Annotated in this window: 19 protein-coding genes; 16 read left to right on the forward strand and 3 right to left on the reverse strand. The window is 45.4% G+C overall.

Translation table 11 applies throughout. The features are described 5' to 3' along the window. The first annotated feature begins 251 nt into the window (after nucleotides 1–251). The 11 genes from IPO96_03645 (at nucleotide 252) to IPO96_03695 (ending at nucleotide 12,622) form a co-directional block, all read left to right on the forward strand. The gene (locus tag IPO96_03645; GenBank protein ID QQS64640.1) at nucleotides 252–1,226 is read left to right on the forward strand and encodes a hypothetical protein; all 975 of its coding nucleotides are present in this window, start codon (nucleotides 252–254) and stop codon (nucleotides 1,224–1,226) included. A gap of 85 nt (nucleotides 1,227–1,311) precedes the next feature. Further along, nucleotides 1,312–2,181, forward strand: coding sequence for a PKD domain-containing protein (locus IPO96_03650; protein QQS64641.1), 870 nt, complete (start codon nucleotides 1,312–1,314; stop codon nucleotides 2,179–2,181). A 551-nt stretch (nucleotides 2,182–2,732) separates the two neighbouring features. Next, the gene (locus tag IPO96_03655; protein ID QQS64642.1) at nucleotides 2,733–3,461 is read left to right on the forward strand and encodes a DUF3800 domain-containing protein; all 729 of its coding nucleotides are present in this window, start codon (nucleotides 2,733–2,735) and stop codon (nucleotides 3,459–3,461) included. 118 nt (nucleotides 3,462–3,579) lie between these two features. Further along, the gene (mnmA, locus tag IPO96_03660; protein ID QQS64643.1) at nucleotides 3,580–4,623 is read left to right on the forward strand and encodes a tRNA 2-thiouridine(34) synthase MnmA; all 1,044 of its coding nucleotides are present in this window, start codon (nucleotides 3,580–3,582) and stop codon (nucleotides 4,621–4,623) included. A gap of 27 nt (nucleotides 4,624–4,650) precedes the next feature. Continuing rightward, nucleotides 4,651–6,612 carry an alanine--tRNA ligase gene (locus IPO96_03665; GenBank protein ID QQS64644.1) on the forward strand — a complete coding sequence of 654 codons (1,962 nt, stop codon included), beginning with the start codon at nucleotides 4,651–4,653 and terminating at the stop codon, nucleotides 6,610–6,612. Further along, complete coding sequence (locus IPO96_03670; protein QQS64645.1) at nucleotides 6,609–6,809, forward strand: hypothetical protein; 201 nt, start codon at nucleotides 6,609–6,611, stop codon at nucleotides 6,807–6,809. Before IPO96_03665 ends, IPO96_03670 begins: the two co-directional genes overlap by 4 nt. A gap of 52 nt (nucleotides 6,810–6,861) precedes the next feature. Continuing rightward, nucleotides 6,862–8,175 carry a pilus assembly protein PilM gene (gene pilM, locus IPO96_03675; protein ID QQS64646.1) on the forward strand — a complete coding sequence of 438 codons (1,314 nt, stop codon included), beginning with the start codon at nucleotides 6,862–6,864 and terminating at the stop codon, nucleotides 8,173–8,175. Between the two features lie 7 nt (nucleotides 8,176–8,182). Further along, nucleotides 8,183–9,808, forward strand: coding sequence for a hypothetical protein (locus IPO96_03680; GenBank protein ID QQS64647.1), 1,626 nt, complete (start codon nucleotides 8,183–8,185; stop codon nucleotides 9,806–9,808). 3 nt (nucleotides 9,809–9,811) lie between these two features. Continuing rightward, entirely contained in the window at nucleotides 9,812–10,207 is a 396-nt protein-coding gene (ruvX, locus tag IPO96_03685; protein QQS64648.1) for a Holliday junction resolvase RuvX, read from the forward strand. Then, nucleotides 10,207–11,250: an endolytic transglycosylase MltG gene (mltG, locus tag IPO96_03690; protein ID QQS64649.1), complete on the forward strand. Its 1,044-nt coding sequence runs from the start codon at nucleotides 10,207–10,209 to the stop codon at nucleotides 11,248–11,250. The genes ruvX and mltG overlap by 1 nt, the downstream gene beginning before the upstream one ends. A gap of 238 nt (nucleotides 11,251–11,488) precedes the next feature. Continuing rightward, nucleotides 11,489–12,622 (forward strand): CHAP domain-containing protein, encoded by a 1,134-nt coding sequence (locus IPO96_03695; protein ID QQS64650.1) that lies wholly within the window; start codon nucleotides 11,489–11,491, stop codon nucleotides 12,620–12,622. Nucleotides 12,623–13,173: 551 nt separating this feature from the next. On the opposite strand, the gene IPO96_03700 is transcribed toward IPO96_03695, so the two are convergent. Next, nucleotides 13,174–13,827: an HAD-IA family hydrolase gene (locus tag IPO96_03700; GenBank protein ID QQS64651.1), complete on the reverse strand. Its 654-nt coding sequence runs from the start codon at nucleotides 13,825–13,827 to the stop codon at nucleotides 13,174–13,176. 187 nt (nucleotides 13,828–14,014) lie between these two features. On the opposite strand from IPO96_03700, the gene obgE reads away from it, so the two are divergent. Next, a complete protein-coding gene (gene obgE, locus IPO96_03705; protein ID QQS64652.1) occupies nucleotides 14,015–15,295 on the forward strand; it encodes a GTPase ObgE in 1,281 nt (426 codons plus the stop codon). Between the two features lie 2 nt (nucleotides 15,296–15,297). Continuing rightward, on the forward strand, nucleotides 15,298–16,722 hold the full coding sequence (gene sbcB, locus IPO96_03710) for an exodeoxyribonuclease I (protein ID QQS64653.1): 1,425 nt from the start codon (nucleotides 15,298–15,300) through the stop codon (nucleotides 16,720–16,722). Between the two features lie 9 nt (nucleotides 16,723–16,731). Here sbcB and IPO96_03715 read toward each other — a convergent pair whose 3' ends face one another. Continuing rightward, nucleotides 16,732–16,917, reverse strand: a complete 186-nt coding sequence (locus IPO96_03715; GenBank protein ID QQS64654.1) for a hypothetical protein — start codon at nucleotides 16,915–16,917, stop codon at nucleotides 16,732–16,734. A gap of 121 nt (nucleotides 16,918–17,038) precedes the next feature. Continuing rightward, nucleotides 17,039–17,470, reverse strand: a complete 432-nt coding sequence (locus tag IPO96_03720) for a hypothetical protein (protein ID QQS64655.1) — start codon at nucleotides 17,468–17,470, stop codon at nucleotides 17,039–17,041. A gap of 92 nt (nucleotides 17,471–17,562) precedes the next feature. Between IPO96_03720 and IPO96_03725 the strand changes: the two genes are divergently transcribed. Genes IPO96_03725 through IPO96_03735 form a run of 3 tightly spaced genes read left to right on the forward strand, consistent with a single transcriptional unit; the run spans nucleotide 17,563 to nucleotide 22,951 of the window. After that, a complete protein-coding gene (locus tag IPO96_03725) occupies nucleotides 17,563–18,462 on the forward strand; it encodes a hypothetical protein (protein ID QQS64656.1) in 900 nt (299 codons plus the stop codon). 48 nt (nucleotides 18,463–18,510) lie between these two features. Beyond that, entirely contained in the window at nucleotides 18,511–21,321 is a 2,811-nt protein-coding gene (gene uvrA / locus IPO96_03730) for an excinuclease ABC subunit UvrA (GenBank protein QQS64657.1), read from the forward strand. 43 nt (nucleotides 21,322–21,364) lie between these two features. After that, nucleotides 21,365–22,951, forward strand: a complete 1,587-nt coding sequence (locus IPO96_03735) for a BspA family leucine-rich repeat surface protein (GenBank protein ID QQS64658.1) — start codon at nucleotides 21,365–21,367, stop codon at nucleotides 22,949–22,951. The last annotated feature ends 102 nt before the right edge of the window (nucleotides 22,952–23,053 follow it).

A 23,053-nucleotide genomic window follows, 5' to 3' on the forward strand; every position in this document is an offset into this window, starting at 1 on the left:
TGGTCCCTAGCTCTTGGCTCTACTTGAACAGTACGCAGTAAGAGGTACGCGGTACGGGGTAATATTTGCTAACTACCAACTACCAACTACCAACTACCAACTACTAACTACTGGTCCATTGCCCTAATCACTCTAACCTATAACCTCTAACCTAATAGCAAGAAACAGTTGTGAATTTTATAATGCTGCTTGCGCTTTTTCTAACTCTCTATTATGCTAGTGGTAAGTATCATTTTAAAGTGAGGGAAAGAATGAAAAAAACAAAACAAATTATTGCAGCATTGTTCATGGCTTTTGGCTTGTTCATACAGCCAGCAATAGTACTAGCACAACAACAAGCACAAACAGGTAGTGGCTTGAGCATTTCGCCAACTAGGACCGATCTAGTGGTGGATGCTGGAACTTCTGCTGATTTAACAATATCAATCAAGAACGTAACTGGTGGCGGCGTTACAGCCAAAGCTTTTGTCAATGATTTCCAGAGCGACAACGTGTCTGGCGAGCCAAAGTTAATTGTTGATCCTAACCAACAAGTCGTAGGAAGTATCAAGAAGTTCTTGAATGGATTAAACGATGTGCCACTCGCTAAAGGCGAATCAAAAGATGTCAAAATGAGTGTTAATATTCCTGCTGATACGCCCCCAGGCGCTTACTATGGGGTTATACGCTTCCAAGCTGTTCCTGTCGATCAGGCAGCTCCTGGTGATGGCCAGGTGGCGTTGACAGCAAGTGTTGGTTCGATTGTTCTGATTGAAGTCCCAGGAAATATTACTGAGAAAATCCGCGTTAACAAAGTCGGTGCTTATGCTGGCAATGTCTCCCGCAGTATCATGACTGCAAAGCCTACAGAAGTTGGTATTGAGATCGAAAACCTCGGTAACGGCTTTGCTAAGCCATTCGGTCGTGTAGAAGTTAAGAACATGTTTGGTAAGCTAGTAAAAGCTTATGAGCTAAACAACTCTAACCCTCGTGGAGTGGTCTTGCCAGAGTCTAAACGCTTGTTCAAGGATTCTGTGGAGGGCGTTAATCTTCCTGGCCGCTACACAATATCGTCAAACATCTCATACGGTAGAGGCGGAGATATCATTAGTGCTACCAAGACATTCTGGTATCTGCCATTCTGGTTTGTGGCAATTTTGCTTGTAGTGCTGTTCGCGCTAATCTTCAGCGCATGGCTACTTTACCGACGCTATATCTCGCAGTCAGTAACAAAGCGTAAGAAATAGATACGGCTCGAGAGTCAAACAGCAACAGTTCCGCGATACGCGGGACTGTTGTTTTTATAGAGGTTTTCGTCTAAAGTAATTACTAATGAGCATAAGCATTAAAGGTGTCGTATTGTCTCTGTTGGTAGCGGTTTTTGTTCCTGCTTCTGTTTTTGCTGCTAGCGAGCAGGGTTCGGTTGGTTTGACCGGTACGATACCCGCCGACCCGCCAAAAGTTGGGGCTACAATTAGTACGCCGACCAGCGGCCAGACTTTTACGCAGATACCCGTGAAGGTCAATGGAATTTGCCCTAAAGATCTGCTGGTCAAGCTTTTCAAGAACAATGTCTTTGCTGGTAGTCAACAGTGTACAACGGGCAGCTTCTCGATCGAAATCGATCTTTTTAGTGGTGCAAACGAGTTAGTCGCAAGAGTTTATGATGATTTAGATCAGCAGGGCCCCGACTCAAATACAGTTAGCGTCACCTTTAACGACACCAAACCGCCGGGTGCCGGCTCGCGCGTTACTGTAACTACTAACTTTGCTAAGCGCGGTACAAACCCAGGCTCGCCGCTGACATGGCCGATTCTGATTAGTGGTGGAGCAGGTCCATACGCTGTCAGTGTAGACTGGGGTGATGGTAAAAAAGCCGATCTAATAAGTCGGTCTTTTCCTGGGGGGATGGATCTGACGCACGTTTATGACACGCCCGGTGTCTATAATGTAACAATTAAGGTCAGTGATAAAGATGGCACGACCGCCTTTTTACAGGTGGTTGGGGTGGCTAACGGTCCTTTGAGTCAGACTAACGACGGCACTGCTGGAGGCACCAACACAACTACTACAAAAACTAAGATTGTTATATGGCCACTTTTCTTTTTGATCCCTTTTGTTATTACAACTTTTTGGCTGGGCCGAAAGCATCAGCTGAAGGTTATCAAGTCCAAAATAGCCCGCGGCGAACGCCCTTTCTGATAAAACAGGCACCAGAAAGCACAAGCGAACAAGTAGCTTGTTCTTTCTGATTATTGGCTATCTTGCGTTTTTGTTCTTACGGTACTCACTGCACCGTACCTGGTGTACGGCTCGTTGCGTTCGGTAAGGCAAATACGCAACCTAGCTCAATCCTGATTCATCAGGGGTGGCTTACCCTCCGCCTTGTCCGAAACGAGTTCGAACTTCGGCCCTCCCGCCTAAAGTTCGCCTGACGGCTCGTTTAACCATGGCGCTTGGCGGTTCGCAGTCATAAAATCCGAACTAGCTCAATCCTAATAGCCTAGAAGTGAGAATGGACTTTATCACCAATTGCAGTTAGTAGTAGCTTGAACTTCGCCATCAAACAAACAGCTCTAAAATTTAGCGAGCCATTTGCATAACAAAGAGCCTAGATGTGGGTTCTTCAGGTATTAAAAGAGTTCGGGTGTTAATTGTAAATCATAACGAGATTTGCGTTGCAATATTATTAAAAAACTAGAAAAACTTCGTATTACTACAATAATTGTAAGATTTGATGCTACAATTTAGCCATGGATAATATGGGGCCAAAGCCAAGATTACATTTATTTGGATTTCTTGACGAAACAGGTTTATTGCACAACCCAATTGATAGGGTTTTCGGGCTTGGGTTTATTTGTACTCCAAACACTAAAGAGCTGCATAGAGCAATAATCACACTAAAGAACAAAAGGAGATTCCATAAGGAATTCAAGTTCTCTGATATTAGTAAGCAAAACCTGCCCATTTATGTGGAGTTGATTGATATATTTTTTGCCTGCACTAATGCTAGGTTTCATTCTTTGGTAATAGATAAGGCATCGCTATCTGTGACAGAGCTTAAGAAGTCACATCAAAAAGCATATAATAAGTTTGCTGCAGAGCTTATCTCTAATGCGATAGACAAAGGGAATTCACATCAGAGCGAGTATATAACTGTTCTGGCTGACGATGTTTCGACCAGAAAAGACGATAAGTTTGAAAAAACAGTTAGGGAAAGGATACGAAAAGATCACAGGCGTAATGCTTTATTCGGAATAGCGAGATTCGAGTCTCATGCCGTTTCTGAGATTCAGCTAGTAGACGTTCTTTTGGGCTTAGTGGCCTATAGTTTCAAAATTAAGTATGGGATTATTAATGGTTCTGGTGCAAAATTGCGTTTACTGAAACATTTGCAGCTAAGCCTTAAGGTAGATATCATGGCAAAAACACAAGTTATCCAGCTTAGAAAAGGGGACAGGTTTGAGGTTGTCGAAAAATGAAAAATAGATGGCGCTTTGGGTCCTACAATCAACAAGGATCAACCCACGCACTTCCATCTACAATTAGAGGTTACACTATTATATCAAAAAAGTCAATCAGAATGCGTGGTGCTAGCTAATGAAAAAGGTGTTCGTAGGGCTATCTGGTGGTGTTGATAGTTCCGTTGCGGCTTTGCTTTTAAAAGAGCAGGGCTACGACGTGGTCGGCGCGCATATGAAAAACTGGACTAAAAGTTTGCCGGGTTTTGCTTGTCCTTGGCGGGAGGATTATCAGGACGCCAAAAGAGTCGCCGTGCAGTTAGGTATACCATTTGAGTTATTTGATTTTGAGCAGCAGTACTTCGACAAGGTTGTGCAGTATATGCTCGATGAGTTTAAGCGAGGTGTTACACCAAACCCTGATGTCATGTGTAATCAAGAAATTAAGTTTAAGCTGTTTTTAGACATGGCGCTTGACCGTGACGCAGATTTTATAGCTACAGGACACTACGCAGCCATCAGCCATCAGCCTTCGGCCGTCAGTTTAAGTATGGCTAAGGACGCGAACAAAGATCAAACCTACTTTCTGTACCGCGTAACGGAAAAGGCGCTCAAAAAGACTCTTTTTCCGCTGGGAGATCTAACTAAGAAAGAGGTGCGAGGAATTGCCAAAAAGGCCGGGCTAGTTACGGCCGACAAAAAAGAATCTATGGGCATTTGTTTTGTCGGTAAAGTTGGCATCAAGGAGTTTTTGAGCCAATACATCGAAACTAAACCCGGTAAGATAAAAGACCAGAACGGTGTGGTTCTTGGTGAGCATGACGGCGCAATTTTTTACACAATTGGGCAACGTAACGGGCTCGGTGTTGGCGGCGGTTTGCCGTATTACGTTACGGGTAAGAATATGACTAAAAACGAAGTATACGTAACTAGCCAACTTGATGACCCTAAACTGTGGCTTAGTAAAGTTCGTCTAAATAGTATTCATCTCATCAACCATAAACTACCAACTATCAACCATAAACCCTTGCTCGTTCGGACACGCCATCGCGGCCCCCTTGTGCCTGCCAAGCTAGAAGGCAATAAGCTTATTTTCGATGAGCCGCAAAGAGCACTTACTCCAGGCCAATCTGCAGTTTTTTACAACGGTCAAATCTGCCTCGGCGGCGGAATAATTACTTAGAGACAAATCCATGCTAGAATAACAGATATGACAGCGCAGGAAATTAGAAACAAGTATTTAGATTTTTTTTCTAAACGTGGACATGCCCAAATTCCGCGTGCTTTGTTGGTACCATATAACGACCCAACTACTCTTTTTACTGGCTCCGGCATGCAGCCGCTAATTCAGTATTTGCTAGGCGAGCCTCATCCAGAAGGCACCAAATTAGTCGATAGCCAGACTTGTCTTAGGGCTCAGGACATAGATGAGGTTGGTGACAACCGCCACACAACTTTCTTTGAAATGCTTGGTAATTGGAGTTTGGGCGACTATTTTAAGGCCGAGCAGTTGCCTTGGTTTTTTGAATTTTTGACAGATGTGGTTGGCTTGGATCCGAACAAACTCTATGTCACGACTTTTATTGGTGATAAGGATAACGGGATCCCACGAGACACAGAAAGTGCTGAACTTTGGGCTGGATTGTTCAAGCAAAAAGGTATCGAGGCTAAAGCCGTCGAAATAGGCTCTGAAGCAGATGGCTACGCCAAAGGTATGCAAGGTGGCCGTATTTTTTATTATGACGCTAGCAAAAACTGGTGGTGCAGAGCTGGCAAAATTGGCGATATGCCGGCAGGTGAGCCCGGGGGGCCAGACAGCGAAGTTTTCTACGAATTTGACTTTGTAGAACATGATCCAAAATGGGGCCAAAACTGTCACCCAAACTGTGACTGTGGTCGCTACATGGAAATTGGTAACAGTGTTTTCATGGAGTATTTACGCACAGAGAAAGGCTTTGAAAAGCTACCGAAGCAAAATGTTGACTTCGGTGCTGGCCTGGAGCGTATCGCCGCTGCTGCGATAAACAGTCCAGACATGTTCAAGATCAGCGTCATCTGGCCAATAGTCGAGAAACTCGAAGCTATCAGCGGTGTGAAATATGATTTTACTCCCGGTGATTTGGGATACGAGAAGATGCCGGATTGCTGGCTAGATACTATGAAGTCGATGCGTGTGATCGCTGATCATTTGCGGGCAGCAACTTTCTTGGCTGTCGATGGAGTAAGCCCGAGCAACAAAGAGCAGGGTTATGTGATGCGCCGACTCTTGCGCCGTGCTATTCGCTTTGCATTTGATCTGGGTATTGAACAGAACTTCTTAGAACAGATCGTGCCAGTTATTGCCGATATTTACCATGCAGATTTCCCGGAAGTTGCCGCCAATCGCCAGCAAGTTATCGAAACGCTAGTCAAGGAAGAAAAAGTCTTCCGCCAGACTCTAAGAAAAGGCCTGAAAGAGTTTGAGAAAATATTCCAATCGAGTCAAGAGTCAGGAGTCATGAGTCAAGGAGAAGCTCTGTTTAGGCTTTATGACACCTATGGTTTTCCTATTGAATTAAGCGTTGAGGAAGCTTCTAAACGAGGCATTGAATTAGAATCAGATTGGCGTGAGCAATTTGACGGCAAAATGGCTGAGCAAAAAGCGCGTAGTCAGACAGCGAGCAAGGGAGTGTTCAAAGGTGGGCTTGGTGGCCAAACCATGCAGCACAAGAAATACCACACGGCAACTCATCTAATGTATCAAGCGCTGCGCGATGTGCTTGGCGACCATGTTATTCAGCGCGGCAGTAACATTACTGAAGAGCGACTGCGCTTTGACTTCAGTCATCCAGAAAAAGTTACACCGGAGCAAATCGCCAAAGTAGAAGAAATCGTAAATCGTGAGATCGCCAAAGACCTTAAAGTGTCTTGGGCAGAATATCCGACAGAAGAGGCCACTGGCTCTCTTGGCGCACTTGGTCAGTTTGGCGATCGCTACGGCGCAACCGTCAAAGTCTACACCATGAAAGATGCCAAATCGGACCCAACCGAGCGACCTTTCTCTTTTGAAATTTGCGGAGGTCCACATGTTGACCACACCCTGCAATTATTTGAAGACAATAAAAAATTCAAAATCCTCAAAGAAGAGGCTTCATCAGCTGGAGTTCGCAGAATCAAGGCCGTACTAGTATGAGCAGGGAGTGCCCAGTAGTTGGCCCAAACGTATACGAAACGCAAGCAGTTGCTAAAGTTATCTCAAAATTTGTTGGCAAGGCTTGGATTGTTGGTGCGCCTACTCACGTTTTAGAGGATGTCGCCCTAGAAGTATTTGAAGGCGACTTAGACGCTGCTTACCAAGAACGACAGGCCAGGTATATTGCGGCCCCCTAAGTAAGGCTGCTTAACCTGTTCGAAAAGCGATTTTCGTGCTAAAATAACGCATATGCTTTCTAAACTAAAAGGGGCTGCCAAATCGGCTGCCGCCAAAGCAAAAACCCTAAAACAACCGGCTATCCACTCTAGTGACAGGCATATTTTGGCGCTGGATATTGGCACAGAAAACGTCAAGGCGATTATTGGTAGAGTTTATGGCGAAGGTCAAATTGAGATAGTAGGAGTCGGCCGGGCTCACCAGAACCTAACAGACATGGCTGCTGGAGCAATTGCAGACATTGCTGCAGTTACTGCCAATTGCGACAAAGCCCTCAGTGATGCAGAAGCACAAGCGGGTTTGACAGCTGACAGTGTGGTCATAGGAATCGCTGGAGAGCTGGTTAAAGGTACAACCAACAGTGTAAAGATTAGTCGCAAAGATCCGCAAAAACCGCTAGATGTTGATGAGGTTGAGAAGATCATTTCGCTTGTACAAGACCGGGCCGAGACGGCTGCTAAAAAGCAGCTCAGCATCGAGCTTGGCGGAAAAAACGTCGAAGTACGTTTAGTGAACAGTGCTTTAGTCCGTATTACTATAGACGGCTATCCGATCACTAACCCCGTAGGTTTTCAGGGCCGGGAAGTCGAAGTACAGCTCTACACAGCTTTCGCGCCGATGATTCATATAGGTGCTCTGGAAAGGGTAGCAAGTGAATTAGATCTAAGTCTCATGGCGGTTGCGGCCGAGCCATTTGCTGTTGCGAGAGCAGTGGTTGGTGATGATCCAAACGCCAGTACAAATGCTATTCTGATGGATGTCGGCGGCGGCACTACAGATATTGCAGTTGTGCAAGAGGGCGGGGTTCAGGGTACAAAAATGTTTGGTATTGGTGGCCGAGCTTTTACCAAATCGATTGAACGTGACAGTGGCGTTACGTTTTTGCAGGCAGAAGCACTAAAAGTAGGTCTTAGTGAAGGCAGAGTGCCTGCTGCTAAACTAGCGAGTGTCGAAAAGCCGCTGAAGAAAACTTTAGAAGTATGGCGTAGCGGCGTTGAGTTAGCGCTTGACGAGTTCACAAACGTAGACCAGATGCCGTCACGGGTTCTGCTCTGCGGTGGAGGTTCGTCGCTGAGCATGCTGGTCAATGAGCTAAAAAACAGCGCGTGGTACAGAGATCTGCCTTTTGCACGTCAGCCCCAAGTTGATCTGATAATGCCAGAGGAAATCGATGGTTTTCGCGATGTTTCAAACAACCTAACTGACCATACATTTATTACAGCTATGGGGCTACTTAGAGTGGCTGTTGATACAATGGAACAGACAGGTGCTTCTCCGGCTGTGCAAACAATAAAAGACAAGTTTAATCGCTTATTGAAAGTATAATAATCATATGCAACCGAAAAAAGATACAATTTATCTCGAAGCCGAGGACGAAATAACAACCGTTATCGACAAGCTTCAGTCGGCTAAAAGCAATGTTGTGGCTCTGGTTTTACCAAAACAGGCTAGCGTTTTTCAGAGTGTGGTGAACATGAAACTTTTGATGAAGGCGGCGAAGAGGTCCAAGAAACAGCCAGTCCTGGTCACCTCCAATCAGTCGATTATCAAGTTAGCTGGCTTAAGCGGAGTTCCCATAGCAAAGTCGCTATCATCAAAGCCGGAGGTTCCGTCAAGCGACCAGCTAGACGGCGAGAGCGAAACGCCGGCTAAAATAGTTGAAGAGGCAGTTGTGGCCGATGCGGCCGGAAATGCAGCTGTCGCTGAAGTGGTCGCCGAACCCGACACGATTGAGCTCGACAACACCTCGCCTAAAGGGTTACCAATAACTGATAAAAAAATCGGCAAAAAAGTTATTAAAATCCCCGATTTCTCCTCATTCAGAACTAAAGTAGTTTTGTTTTGTATGCTGTTAGTACTAGCTATCGTTGGTTCAGTTTTTGCCTTTGTGATCTTGCCCAAAGCGACAATCATCGTAAAAACCGACACAAAATCTGTTTCAGCTGATTTGCAAATCTTAGCCAGCACTGCAGCGACAGAAATGGACCAAGCGAACAGCGTAGTGCCGGCAGAGTTAGCCGAGTCTGCAAAATCAGATAGTGAGGTTGCACCAGCAACTGGCACAAAAAACATTGGCGAAAAAGCCAGCGGCACCATGACGATTGTTAATTGCAACAAAGACGATGAATCAATCACAGCCCCAGCCGGAACCGTTTTTAGCGCTGGTGGCTTTAACTTTGTTACCACTGCCCCAGTTACTGTTGCTGCCAGCAACTTCACTGGTGGTGGGCTATGTAAACGCGACAAATCGGCTAGCGTGGAAGTTGCAGCCAGTGAGCCTGGCGATAACTATAACTTAACCGCGAGATCATATTCTACGACCAACAGTGATCTTTCGGGTAGTGGATCAGCCATGACAGGTGGAACGAATAATGTAGTAAAAGTAGTCACCGCCGCTGATATATCATCCGCCAAAGATCGACTAGTTGGCAGGTCAAAAAGTGCTGCACTAGATGAGATAAATTCTAAGCTAATCAGTTCGAACAAAAAGCCTTTGGAGCAAACTCTTGAAGAAGGAGAGCCGAAAGTTGAGGCTAGTGTTGCAGCCGATTCCCAGGCTGAAAGCGTTAAAGTTACGGTGACCACGGTTTATAAGATGCTCGGTGTTAAACAAGAGGATCTAAAAGCACTACTTGAAATGTCTATCAAGAAGGCTGCTGGCGAAAATCAGCAAAATATTCAAGATGATGGTCTGTCAGCTGCAAATTACTTATTAATAGAGAAAAAATCAGTTACCGAACAAAAAATTTCACTAAAAACAATTGCGACGGTAGGGCCGAAAGTCGACGAAGTAGAAATTGCAAAACTGTCTGCCGGCAAAAAACGTGGCGATATCGAGCAGCTTTTAAGAGCCAAGGAAGGTATTCGTGATGTGACGGTTGAATACAGCCCTTTCTGGGTTCTAACAACTCCAAAAAGCGCCTCAAAAATAAAAGTTGTGCTGGAGCAGACGCGCTAGTTTATGGATATTTTGGCGCTAGATTTTGGTAGCAAAAAAATTGGTCGAGCTAGGGCAAATTCTGTGGTGCGCATTCCAGAGCCTCTACCTATTTTTCAGAATCTCAATAATCAAAATCTGGACAAATTGTACGAGGAAATAATTGTGCAAAAACCTGCAAAGGTGTTAGTGGGGTTGCCTAGAAGCCTCGCTGGCCAAGAGACGGAGCAGTCAAAAATCATAAGGCAATTTACCAAACAACTAGCCGCCAAAATTCAGTGCCCAGTTGAGTTGGTTGACGAAACCTTGAGCACCCAGTCGGCCGCTAAGTGGAGCGTAAGGTATCCTGGTTCAGATGAAGATAGTCTGGCTGCTTGTGTTATTCTAGAACGTTATTTTGAGGAAGGCTCCGTAACCTAATGCATAGCATTATGACGAATAATCGCCGTCAACTTCTGCCTAGATTAATCGCTGGCATTCTCATACTAGTATTTTTATTACTTGGTTATATTGGCTTCACATATTATGGCAATTTAAGGCCGGTAAGCATGTCCGAAAAAGTTGTCATAGTAGAAATAGCACCTGGCTCCGATAATTCTAGCATCGCTGAAAAATTGCACTCTAACGGCTTGATAAGGGACAGCCGCGCCTTCTTATGGTACCTTAAACTTCATAAGGATACCCAGCCCAAAGCCGGGAGTTATAAGCTTAGCCCGAGCATGAGCGTCGAAGACATAGTAAAGTATCTTAACGAAGGTAAGGTTGCGACCGATCTATTCACTATTTTCCCTGCTCAGCGCATCGATCAGATCAAGGCTGCATTTATCGATGCTGGCTACCCTTCTGATCAAGTAGCCGCCGCTCTAGACCCTAAGCTTTATGCTAGCCATCCAGTCTTTACTGGTATCCCACTGCCATCAAATCTTGAGGGCTTCTTGTATCCCGAGAGCTTCTTTAGGTCGTCAGATGTTACGCCGCAAACCATCGTCAAACAATCGTTAGATGAAATGGCTAAAGCCCTAACACCAGAAATTCGTTCTGGGATCAATGCTCAAGGTATCACCATTTATCAAGGAATAATACTGGCTTCAATTATTCAGCAAGAGGTAAGCAACCCCGAGGACGAGGCCCAAGTTGCACAGGTATTCTATTTGAGGTTAAAAAAAGGCATGCCGCTTGGCAGCGACCCAACGGCTTTTTATGAATCCCGAGCGGCTGGACAGCCCGATTCCGTCTTCGCTAGCTCGCCATATAATACTAGGATTAATGCCGGGCTCCCGCCTACGCCAATTGGCAATGTCAATCTGGCCGCGCTAAAAGCCGTGGCGTACCCTGCACAAGGAGATTTTCTCTATTTTGTAGCCGACGATAACGGTGCCGACAAGGGCAAAACGTTTTTCTCTCGTACTTTAGCTGAACACGAAGCGTTGACACAGGAGCACTGCGTTATCCTCTGTAATTGATGAGATAATATAGCTTTTGGTTGGCATCGTTTGCTTGACATGCGCGCGTTATAACTGTTACTATATCTGTTACAACGATCTAGTGTTTACGATACTCAAAAAGAAGCGTAAACGGGGGACACTAGTGTTCCTTCTAGATTCGTTTGTGTTAAGAGAGATAAGCTAAATAAGATAATCAAGTGGTCGAAAACTTGAAAAAATAATAAGTAACAACTCTTAACGCTTGCACCGCCTGTGTTTGTTTCTGGTGCTAGGAGTAATTATCCGTAATCCAATTACCAAGCAAATTAAGCGCAAGCTAAAGTTTACTGGTTTTAAATCGAATCGTCAGAAAAAGCGTTTCATACGTTTTTCTATAGTCACTGGAAATATCGGCCTACTACTATTAGTGGCTTTCTTTGTGTTTGGTGGCAGCAATGCCGACACCCCTCTAGCTACTCAGGCGTCTGTAAAAGCTACAGATATAGATGTTACTAACCCGTTAGATCAGCTTTCCAGTGCAGATATTGCTGTTCATGCTGCCCAAATGGTTCAGTTAGAAGAAACTAGGGCAGTAGTTAATAACGCCGATAGCGTTAATGCGCAGCTAGCAATCGTGCCTACTGATAGTCAGGTTGTAGCAAAGCCTCAGATTGTTAGTACTGGTTTGAAATCTAAAAAAGACATAAAGACCTATACTACAATAGCTGGCGACAGTGTTACTGCGTTGGCTCAGAAGTATGGCGTTACTAGTGATAGCATCAAATGGTCAAACGATCTAAGTGCTGACTCGATTCCTGCGGGCCGAACTTTGCGCATTCCACCGGTCAACGGGATTGTTTATCAGGTTAAACCAAATGATACTCCAGATACCCTAGCTTCGAAGTTCAAGGCCTCAAAAGATCAAATTGTAGCTTTCAATGACGCTGAAATAACTGGTCTAGTAAGAGATGAATTCATCGTTATTCCCGATGGAACAGTCACGGTAGTGCAAGTTCGCGCTACTCCTTCGTATAATCGCAGTAATGGTTTTGCGTTTGGTGGTAGTTCGCCTATCTGGGGCGGTGCAAACGGCTATGATTACGGTTATTGTACTTGGTATGCGGCTTCTAAGCGTGCAGCAATTGGCAGACCCGTACCTAGCAATCTTGGCAATGCCAGCACGTGGTTATCGCTAGCGCGAGCGGCTGGGTTAGCTACCGGTTCAACACCACAGGCAGGAGCGGTAATATGGACTCCACCACGCGATTATTATGGGCACGTTGGTTTTGTGGATAGTGTTGATCCTGATGGTACAACTCACGTTTCAGAGATGAACGTTGCAGGGTGGAATAGGGTTTCTACGAAAACTCTGACTGCCGCTCAAGCTGCCAACTACGGCTATATCTATTAGGAGGGTCTTACCCTCCAAGCTCGCTAGAAGTAAATTCTAGCTTCGCTTTCCACCCGCCTAAAGCTCGCCATCGGCTCGTGCGTTACTTAGCTCGCGTTTCGTCCCAGACTGCACTATTCCAAATAGTTTTACGGAGTTTTGTTACTGCCTAAAGCTCGCCTTTGGCTCGTGCCGCTACTTCATGAATCGGCTTCGCTTCGCTCGCTTGAATCACAAAGAAGGGTCTTACCCTCCGCCTTGTTCGAAACAAGTTCGAACTTCGGCTCCTCCCGCCTAAAGCTCGCCTTCGGCTCGTGCGTTACTTAGCTCGCGTTTCGTCCCAGAATGCACTATTCCAAATACTTTTACAGAGGCTACGTACCTTGTCGTCAATCGTTAATATTTAATCTCCTGAAGCCTATATAGGACTGGGTTGGGTCGGGGCGGACATATCCTACACGAACTACTAAATCATCTGTTGGAACACTCGGATGATGCCAAAAGTATGCTTGATGATCTAAGAAGCGCATGTAACGCAAAAAGCAAGGCTATTCAGCCTAAAATTCTGAGCATTAAGCTCTAGGTGCTGGGTCGGCTATAGTTGGTATGCTTATTACATTATTCTCTGCAAACTGTTCAGCAGTTACTAAACCCGTTTCAACACCTAAGAAATTAAGCCCCGCTCCTAATGCTGCCTTCATATCATGGAGCTCATCTCCGATATAGTAGACTTCTTCTGGTCGAACATCTTGAGCCTCTAACCAAGTAAGTGCAGGTTCAAAAACTCTTGGGTCTGGTTTATGGAAAGGGGTATCGTCAGCAGTCTGCGTGTAATCCAACACTTCTTGTGGTATTTCATGCGTTGTTAAATCGTGCTCAAAACTAAAGCGACTTGTGGCGGTAATGATTCCAACTAGCTTACCAGCAGCCTTTAGATGCCTGAGTGTAGGAATAGATGCAACGAATAATTCTTTAGGAAAATCCTCATGACATGCCGTATTGTTCGCCATAGCTTGCTCTACGTCATCAGTTCCATACAATAAACAAACTAATTCACGTAGTGGCTTACCCCAATGAAGCTTAATCTCATCGTCAGTCAGCTCTTTGCCGTAGTGCTTTCTGGCAACATGTTTATGCTGTGCCCATTTTGTTCCAATAGTCCCGACAAGTGTGTCGTCATGGTCAAAAAGAACTGCTTTGATGTTTTCGCCTATATGCTCACTCATAAGGAGCATTATCCTTTATTAGAGGTCAACTCACAAGCAATAGCGAATTGAGTATTTCCAGGTCGCGCAATCAACAATTAATGACTAGAGTATTATCGGATGTTTGCTTTATTATGGCACTCAGCCTAGGGTCGTTTGAAGAAGCTGAGCTTTCTACTTTCTACTTACTACTTTATACTGTTAATTAATGGCATTTGTGGATATAGCAAAGGTTTTGGTGAGCGCTGGCAGTGGCGGCAATGGGCTGGTTAGTTTTAGACGTGAGAAGTTTGTAGCTCGTGGTGGCCCAGATGGAGGCGACGGCGGCGATGGCGGTGACATAGTTTGTATGGCGAGCAACAGCGAAGACACTCTAGCAAAGTTTCGCTACCAGAAAGAATTAAAAGCCGAAGACGGCAAACCGGGCGAGCCAAATAAGCGGCATGGACGCTCGGCTCATGACCTGATAGTACGTGTGCCCGTCGGCACAACGGTTGTCGATGAAGGCGGCCGTATTTTGGCTGATCTTACTTATGCGGGCCAGATGGAAGTTATTGCTGCTGGTGGAAAAGGCGGCTACGGCAATGCGCATTTTAAGAGCAGTGTCCGACAAGCGCCAAAAGTCGCAGAAAAAGGCGAACCGGGCGAGACTTTTGCAGCTGTATTTGAGATAAAAATGATTGCAGATGTAGGCCTTGTGGGGCTACCAAATGCCGGCAAGTCTACGCTTCTTGCCAAGAACTCAAACGCCAATCCAGAAGTAGCTAATTATGCTTTTACCACACTGACACCGAACTTAGGTGTGATTGATTTGGGTCATGACACCTCTTTTCTGATGGCTGACATTCCGGGTTTGATCGAAGGAGCAAGTAGCGGGAAGGGCTTGGGAGACGAATTTTTGCGTCACGTCGAGCGTACGAAAGTTCTGCTTCATCTTATCGATTGCTGGAGCGATGATGTCGTGGCCGACTACAAAACTATCGACAAAGAACTAAAAGATTATAGCCAAGATCTTGCCAAAAAACCTCGTTTGATTGTGCTAACAAAGATCGACGGGCTCGACGACGATATTGTCGAGGATCAGATTGCAAAACTGACAGAAGTTTTGCCCAAGAAAGCCGCGGTTTATGCAATCTCATCTCACGACGGCAACGGGATCAAAAAACTGTTTGGCGAGGCGATGAAAATTGTCGAAAAGTCTCGAAGAGCCGAGCAAAAAGCGCAAGACGAAAAAGAAGCTGCTATCCCAGTTATCACCGCCGGCGAAGACCGTCGGCCTTGGACTGTCGAGCAAACAGAAAAAGGTTACCTAATTAGTAGTGATAAGTTTAGTCGTTTTGCGAGGCGAACCGACTTCGATAACGAAGACGGCGTTTATAGACTGCGCGATATCCTTAGGCGTAATGGTGTGCTGAAAGAGCTTGAGAAGCAGGGCATTGAACCGGGTGACAAGATCATTATCGGAACTAGCGGTGAAATAACATACTAGATATGAGAAATGAGCTTTACTTTTACGATCTAGAAACCAGCTCCGGTAGAGCTAGTGACGGTCGGATTATGCAGTTTGCTGGACAGCGTACTACCTTAGAGCTTGAGCCGATAGGCGAGCCTGATAACATCTTGGTCAAGCTAGCTTCAGATGCTTTGCCCGACCCTTTTGCCATATTAGTTCACGGTATAACGCCGCAACGCGCCAATGCTGAAGGAATCAGCGAGGCTGAGTTGGTTGGTTATTTCAACAAAGAAATCGCTAAGCCCGGAACAATATTCGTTGGCTATAACAGCGTGCGCTTCGATGATGAATTTATGAGGCGATTGTTCTATAGGTGCCTGCGCGACCCATATGAGTGGCAGTGGAAGGACAGACGAAGCCGCTGGGATTTACTAGATCCGATCAGGATGATGCGCGCACTTCGGCCGGAGGGGCTAGAGTGGCCATTCGCTTCCGATGGTAAACCGACGGTTTCGCTGACTTCGATGACGGCAGTCAATAATATTGAGCACTCAAATGCTCATGACGCACTTGCTGATATTCAAGCTTTGATTGAGGTGGCTCGTAAGTTTAGGAATGCTCAACCCAAACTATTTGAATATCTGCTACAAATGCGCGATAAGAAAAAAGTAGCAGCTTTGGTCTCTGCCAACCAGCCTTTTGTGTATACCAGCGGTAAGTATGCCTCGGAATTTAATAAAACAACCGTTGCTGTGAAGCTGCTGGAACACTACAGTCGAGATGGCGTTGTTGTGGTTTATGATTTGAGATTTGATCCTACCGGGCTGTCAAAGTTGTCGGCACTTGAGATTGCGCAAAAGTGGCGCAGCCGCGACCCTGAAGACCGATTGCCGCTTAAAACCTTGCAGTTCAACCGCTGTCCGGCAGTGGCTCCGATAAGCGTTCTGGACGAATCTTGCAAAGCCAGATTGGCGATTGATATGTCGTTAGTAAGTCTCAACCAGCAGAAACTAAAGGATCTTGGCCAAGAATTTATCGACAAAATTTCTGAAGCTGTCAGGCTGCTGGACAAAGAGCAGTCCGAGCTTTTTGCGAGTAGTCCGGACGTCGACGACTCGATCTATGATGGGTTTTGGAGCGACCAGCAGAAACGTCAGCTCAACCAATTGCTCTCAACCGACATAAAAAACCTAATCTCCCAAGCCGAGAGTTTTGGCGATCCGAAGATTAACGAGCTGGCCTTTCGTTACGTAGCTAGAAACTTTCCAAAAATGCTGACTGATCTGCAAGCAGAATCATGGGAGAAAAAACGCTCAGACTTGCTAATGGCGGGTGCCGAAAAATCTAGATTAGCAAAATTTGGTTTGAAACTAGCCGAGGCACTCAAGCAGGCAAATACCGAAAACCAGAAGTACTTACTTGGCGAACTTCAGCTGTATGCCGAATCGATCTTGCCTTATTAATTTGGGGAACTAGGCTTTGTAAAGATCTGTTTTTTGTTGACCAAGCTTTTTAAATTCTTGGTACTCTGGCAGTAATCGATAGTGCACGTAAGATTCAATTATTGTCAAAACCAAAACCAATAGTATTAATACTTGCCAGAACTCAATCTGGATAGAAGTGCCGGGGATAATACCTAGAACCAAAAATTTTAGCATCTCTCTTTATTCCTCTTTTTGGTTTTAAGTGCAGGCTGTTTTGACTGCAAAAAAACCAACTTTTATGAAATGCATTGTATCACAAACTAGCATAAAAAGCAATAGGCTTTTAGAGAAAGCTTTAGCGTTTAGGTTTACGAGTTACGAAATTAGTAAATTTTTCTAGGCGTTTTCGGTTGAGTAGCAGCAAACTAATGCAGAAAAAAACGACCATAAACCCAATGGTGTCTAGCCAAAGCTTAGTGGTTTTGTATTTTACTAGTGTTGCGCCAGCGAGTAAAAAGAGACCCAGTAGATCATATAAAAGATAGCGACGTTTGTTATCTGGGAAAACAATATCATAAAGACGTGTGCCGTTAGTCTTGATATTGTGCAACATCCGCTCGGCCCATTCATGATTAGTCGCAAGTAGCCCTAGGCCAGCTAGAAGCACGGGGATACCGCCTGGTCCAGGCAGCCAGCCTACCAGGCCGGAAGCTAGGATAAGCCCAAAGCCAGCAATATCTACCAAAACTCTCTTCCAGAACGGCCGCTCTTGCTTTAGTTTTGTCATACAAACAGTATAGCGTAGTAAATTTGTAAAATTTTATTGAAAACCAGGCTTACGAGGAGTATCCTAGCCTTAGATAAAGGGAGAAATAAAAAATGGGAAAAAACCGAAGGTGGACCGCTGCACGTAGTAATTTGCCCGCTAATATAAGAGATAACAGAAATACTGTTGTCCGTGGTGAGGTTTTGCCGCATCGTGATTTCTTTATTCCTGCTTTTTTTGTAAGACGGCACCTACACCCCGATGAGGCAGCAAAAGATTTCCATACTGCGTTAACTGCTTATTGCAAAAAAAGACCGTATGAACCTTATGAATTATCTAAAATGGGTATAACTATCCTGGGTATGCGGGCGCTGCAAGATGCTTTCAGAGTCGCAGATGTTGCCCCAGAACCCAAAGAAATGCTAAATTTGGCAAAAAATGTAAGAGAACATGTTGCTGAAGTCGTAAAGTCCAAACCACATTTATTGACTGTTGCAATGGGGAATATTGCAGTTTTCGGTAATAATAATGTATTATCAGCTACGCTACAAGGTTGGAAAGGTTTTGGTAAGCACTATGCACCAAAGAACGATGACGGTTCGCTAGCAGATAAGCCCCAAATCGTTAGAGAAATAAACGCTACAGTAGCTGAAGTTGTTCAATTTGTTTCTGGCGGTCCCAATAGTAAAGGGGACTACACAGAAGTAGATATGTCTGTAATCGTAAAACAAACACCTCACTTTTCATTTGCAAAAAAAGTTAAGGGTAAAGGTGTAACAAATGATGAAAGAGCTACGATTGCGGGTGAAGTAGAAGAATTCATGCCGCCTGAACTAAGATTTTTTGATCCTGTAGTGCATCTCGCATTAGAACGACAAACCAGAGGTGGGTACACAAACAATATGAGTGTAGCCGATATAACTAATGCCGGTTTGTATGTGCGTCGTCCGAAATTTGATAGTTTTGTGGGTGGACAAGAATTGCGGGCAAGCCTTACAAGACGCGCCGCATGATGATGTCGCTTTGACCGGATAAGCTGTTCGAGGGTATAATTAACTGATATGTCTGAGGTGATTTCGGTTCAGGGTGCTCGTGAGCATAACCTGAAAAATATTAGCGTTACACTGCCGCGCGAGAAGCTGGTTGTGATTACTGGCTTGTCGGGCTCCGGCAAGTCTTCTTTGGCATTTGATACGATTTATGCCGAAGGGCAGAGGCGATATGTCGAAAGCCTTAGTGCCTACGCAAGGCAGTTTTTAGGCCTCATGGAAAAACCAGATGTAGACCAGATAGATGGTTTAAGTCCGGCAATTAGTATTGACCAGAAATCGACCAGCCGTAATCCACGCTCAACCGTCGCAACCGTTACCGAAATTTATGACTATTTGCGTCTGTTGTATGCCCGAATTGGTATCGCTCACGGCCCGGATGGCAAGCCGATCAAGCAGATGACAGTCGAGGAAATAAGTGATGGAGTACGCAATTTGCCAGAAGGCCACCGCTTGATGGTGCTAGCCCCTGTAGTAGTTGATAAAAAAGGTGAGCATGCCCACATTCCAGAGCTTTACACTCGCCAAGGCTACGCTCGGGCCCGAATCGACGGCGTAATTTATGCTCTAGATGAGTTTCCTGAATTAGATAAAAAGTACAAACACTCAATCGAAATAGTAGTTGATCGTGTCGTTAATGATGATGATTCGGCTAGTCGAATTTTCCAAAGTGTTGAGGCGGCACTGCAACTTGCAGAGGGACAACTGACCATCATCGATGCTGATGACGCAGACAAAATTCATCATTTTTCTCAGCGTTACTACAACGAGGATTACCCGGATTTTGTGGCGCCAATCATGGAGCCGAGGACGTTCAGCTTTAATAGCCCGCATGGCGCATGCCCTACATGCACAGGTCTTGGCAATCGGCTAGAGATTGACACCGAGCTAGTCATTCCAAATGGTAATCTGACAATTTTAGAAGGCGCCATCAGGCCCTATAACCGCATGGCGCCAGATGCCTGGAACGTCAAAAAAATGCAAGCCGTAGCTGATCGCTATAAGTTTGATCTGTCGACACCGACTGGGCAAATGCGAGCCGGTGACCTACAAAAAATACTTTATGGCACTGGTGACGAGACATTTCGGGTTAGCTTAAGCTACGGCCGCTTTTTTAATACGACATACGAAGGCGTCATTCCAAACTTAGAGCGACGCCACAAAGAAACAGACAGTGACTTTATGCGCCGAGAAATTGAGAGATTCATGGTTGAAAAACCTTGTTTTGCTTGCGGCGGCAAAAGATTAAAACCAGAGGTTTTGGCGGTGACGGTTGCCGATCGATCGATCATGGACATCTGTGGTTTAGCGGTTGACCAAGCTGTTGAGTTCTTTGACGGCCTAAAACTGAGCGAAAAAGACACCAAAATCGTCGCCCAAGTTCTGAAAGAGATCAAGGCAAGACTAGGCTTTTTGAATGAAGTCGGGCTAAATTACCTAACTTTAGCGCGTGGAGCTAACTCTTTAAGTGGCGGCGAAGCTCAGCGTATAAGGCTTGCCACGCAGATTGGTAGTGGCTTACAGGGGGTGTTGTACGTTCTAGACGAACCTTCGATTGGGCTTCATCAGCGCGACAACGAGAAACTTATCAACACCTTAAAGCGACTGCGCGATATCGGTAACTCTGTCATAGTTGTGGAGCACGATGAGGATACCATCCGAACGGCGGATTATCTGCTAGACATCGGGCCGGGAGCTGGCGTTCACGGTGGGCAAGTAATCGCAGAAGGCACACCGTCTCAGGTCGAGAAAGTTCCCGCCAGCATAACCGGTAAATATCTTCGAGGCGAACTAAAAGTTGAGGTGCCTAAATCGCGCCGAAAGTGCAACGGCAAAAGTCTTGAGATCAAAAATGCCCGTGAGCATAATCTCAAAAATCTTGATGTCAAGATTCCTCTCGGCAAACTGGTCGTAGTCAGCGGTGTTTCTGGTTCGGGTAAGAGTACGTTGATTAACGATATCTTGGCAAAAGAACTCCATGCTCGCCTGCATAATGCCCATGAGCCTGCGGGCCGCCATGACGATGTCTTGGGTTCTGAAAACCTCGACAAAGTGATTATTATTGACCAATCGCCGATTGGAAGGACGCCGCGTAGTAACCCTGCAACTTACGTCGGCTTATTTACGCCTATACGGGAGCTTTTTGCTAGTACGCCTGAGGCCAAGATCCGTGGCTACAAAGCCGGCCGCTTCAGCTTTAATGTTCGTGGCGGACGCTGCGAAACTTGCCAGGGAGATGGCACGATCAAGATAGAAATGCATTTCTTGCCGGATGTCTATGTACCGTGTGAGACCTGCTCAGGCAAGCGCTACAATCGTGAGGCGCTCGAGATTCACTACAAGGGTAAAACCATTAGTGACATTTTGGCGATGACGATTGAAGAAGGGGCTGAATTTTTCGCTAATATTCCTAGTATTGCCAACAAACTAGAGACACTAGTCAAGGTTGGTCTGGGCTATATGACACTTGGTCAATCAGCCACGACATTATCTGGTGGCGAAGCTCAGCGTGTTAAGTTAGCGACTGAGCTGTCGCGGCGAGCGACTGGTCGAACCCTTTACATCTTAGACGAGCCAACAACCGGGTTGCACATGGACGATGTCAATCGCCTGCTACAAGTGCTTCACGCCTTGGTTGACACAGGCAACAGCATGATAATCATTGAGCATAACCTCGATGTGATAAAATCAGCCGATTGGCTTATCGATATGGGCCCTGAGGGTGGCGAGGGAGGCGGGCAGGTTGTCGCGGAAGGTACTCCCGAACAGGTCGCAGCTAATAAGGCATCATATACCGGGCATTTTCTTAAACACTCACTTTAACTTTTAGTCGAAAAGTATTACACTTATACTTGGAAGTCAAAAAATGAAAATAAACATTATTAAAAGGGTGAAAAATTTATTCTTTGCTCTAGCTCTAATACTGCCAACTATTTTTGTAGTTGCCCCTGCCGGTGCAGTTGCTACACCGTTCATTACGACTTGGAAGACTGATAACGAAGGCGTGACTGCGCCCAATCAGATTGCTATTCCAGTTAATCCGGCTGAGAGCTACGATTACACCGTTAGCTGGGGTGACGGTAGCTCTGATTCAAATGTTAACGGGTCAATTGTGCATACTTATGCTTCGCCCGGCACGTACACCGTAAAAATTAGTGGGCAATTCCCAAGGATTTATTTTGCTGATGGCGGCGATCGAGCGAAGATCTTGAGTGTTGTGCAGTGGGGTAGCATTGCCTGGTCATCTGGCGAAGCGGCATTCAAAGGAGCGACCAATCTGGTGATAAATGCTCGCGACGCTCCAGACCTAACTCGTGTCAAAAGTCTAACCTACATGTTTCAAAATGCAAAATCTTTAACAGGTGGGGTTGAAAACTGGAATGTTGCCGGTGTGGAGGGCTTTGGTTATATGTTTGCAGGGGCGACTAATTTTAACGCAAACATCAGTGGCTGGAATATGAGCAGTGCCGTTAATACGGAGTACATGTTTTCTCAGGCAGGTTCGTTCAACCAAAATATCAGCGGTTGGAACACTAGTCGACTGGGAAATGCTAAGGGAATGTTTTTTGGTGCCAGCTCGTTTAATCAATCCCTCAACAATTGGAACCTGAGTCGGGTTTTCAACGTTGAAGATATGTTTCGTAATGCTGCCGCTTATGACCAATCAATATCGAAATGGAATATTGGCAATATAACCTACATCTCACGCTTACTTAATGGTTCCACGCTATCCACAAGCGCCTATGACCAAATGCTAGACACTTGGGCAACGAATCAAACAGCCAGCAATGTAGTATTCGATGCAGGTAGGAGTATGTATTGTACATCAGCCAGTGCTCGGGATCATTTGATAAACAAGCTAGGCTGGAAGATAACTGATGGTGGAGCAGACAACGTTTTCTGTGGCGGTGTCGATGTTAGCTTTGTTAGTCTACCAGCACTGAAAGAAAACCAAGCAGCTGGGTCGTTGGTAGGAAAACTCTCAGTGAATTCTAGTCTCGGTAGTAATTTCGATATATCAATCTGCCCAAACAACCCTTCCGATAGCAGATTCTTCGAGTTAAATAATTCTAATCTCTACACTAAGCGGAGCTTTGATTATGAAACTCCGCTAGATGAGAACAAGGACAACTATTACGAAGTGTGTATAAAGATAACCAGCGCAAGTACCGGAGCTTCCATACAAAAGTATGTCTTAGTTGGTGTTGGTGATACGGCGGATACTGATCAGCAGGCAGGCGGGGTGGGCAGTGGTAATGGCGGTACGGGGCAAGTACTTGGAACGTCAACAGCAGAAGCGTCTACCAAGCCTTCGGCCAGCAATTCCACGGGTAAGGTGCTTGGTGCTACCGGAGTGGCTGTGGGATTAGCCGGAATCTACTATGGACTGAGCTTGACCAGTTTTGGCCTTGTCCTGAAGCGCCGCCCTCGACGCCATAAAAGGTACGAGTAATTATCAACTCGGTTAAGTCGAAAGCTGTTTAAAACGTTAGCATTTTTGAAAATTTTGTGCTACAATCTTTTTAGTGTGATAAAAATCACAAACTAAAATTTA

The sequence above is a fragment of the Candidatus Saccharibacteria bacterium genome, from assembly GCA_016700315.1.
Taxonomy (GTDB): domain Bacteria; phylum Patescibacteriota; class Saccharimonadia; order Saccharimonadales; family SZUA-47.

What these genes read in the sequence shown, in the direction of transcription:
- IPO96_03680 (QQS64647.1), top strand. Translation starts at nt 8,183, where the DNA reads ATGCAACCGAAAAAAGATACAATTTATCTCGAAGCCGAGGACGAAATA.
- IPO96_03735 (QQS64658.1), top strand. Translation starts at nt 21,365, where the DNA reads ATGAAAATAAACATTATTAAAAGGGTGAAAAATTTATTCTTTGCTCTA.
- IPO96_03715 (QQS64654.1), bottom strand. Translation starts at nt 16,917, where the DNA reads ATGCTAAAATTTTTGGTTCTAGGTATTATCCCCGGCACTTCTATCCAG.
- IPO96_03645 (QQS64640.1), top strand. Translation starts at nt 252, where the DNA reads ATGAAAAAAACAAAACAAATTATTGCAGCATTGTTCATGGCTTTTGGC.
- IPO96_03665 (QQS64644.1), top strand. Translation starts at nt 4,651, where the DNA reads ATGACAGCGCAGGAAATTAGAAACAAGTATTTAGATTTTTTTTCTAAA.
- uvrA (QQS64657.1), top strand. Translation starts at nt 18,511, where the DNA reads ATGTCTGAGGTGATTTCGGTTCAGGGTGCTCGTGAGCATAACCTGAAA.
- mltG (QQS64649.1), top strand. Translation starts at nt 10,207, where the DNA reads ATGCATAGCATTATGACGAATAATCGCCGTCAACTTCTGCCTAGATTA.
- pilM (QQS64646.1), top strand. Translation starts at nt 6,862, where the DNA reads ATGCTTTCTAAACTAAAAGGGGCTGCCAAATCGGCTGCCGCCAAAGCA.
- mnmA (QQS64643.1), top strand. Translation starts at nt 3,580, where the DNA reads ATGAAAAAGGTGTTCGTAGGGCTATCTGGTGGTGTTGATAGTTCCGTT.
- IPO96_03670 (QQS64645.1), top strand. Translation starts at nt 6,609, where the DNA reads ATGAGCAGGGAGTGCCCAGTAGTTGGCCCAAACGTATACGAAACGCAA.
- IPO96_03725 (QQS64656.1), top strand. Translation starts at nt 17,563, where the DNA reads ATGGGAAAAAACCGAAGGTGGACCGCTGCACGTAGTAATTTGCCCGCT.
- IPO96_03700 (QQS64651.1), bottom strand. Translation starts at nt 13,827, where the DNA reads ATGAGTGAGCATATAGGCGAAAACATCAAAGCAGTTCTTTTTGACCAT.
- sbcB (QQS64653.1), top strand. Translation starts at nt 15,298, where the DNA reads ATGAGAAATGAGCTTTACTTTTACGATCTAGAAACCAGCTCCGGTAGA.
- IPO96_03655 (QQS64642.1), top strand. Translation starts at nt 2,733, where the DNA reads ATGGATAATATGGGGCCAAAGCCAAGATTACATTTATTTGGATTTCTT.
- IPO96_03650 (QQS64641.1), top strand. Translation starts at nt 1,312, where the DNA reads ATGAGCATAAGCATTAAAGGTGTCGTATTGTCTCTGTTGGTAGCGGTT.
- IPO96_03720 (QQS64655.1), bottom strand. Translation starts at nt 17,470, where the DNA reads ATGACAAAACTAAAGCAAGAGCGGCCGTTCTGGAAGAGAGTTTTGGTA.
- ruvX (QQS64648.1), top strand. Translation starts at nt 9,812, where the DNA reads ATGGATATTTTGGCGCTAGATTTTGGTAGCAAAAAAATTGGTCGAGCT.
- obgE (QQS64652.1), top strand. Translation starts at nt 14,015, where the DNA reads ATGGCATTTGTGGATATAGCAAAGGTTTTGGTGAGCGCTGGCAGTGGC.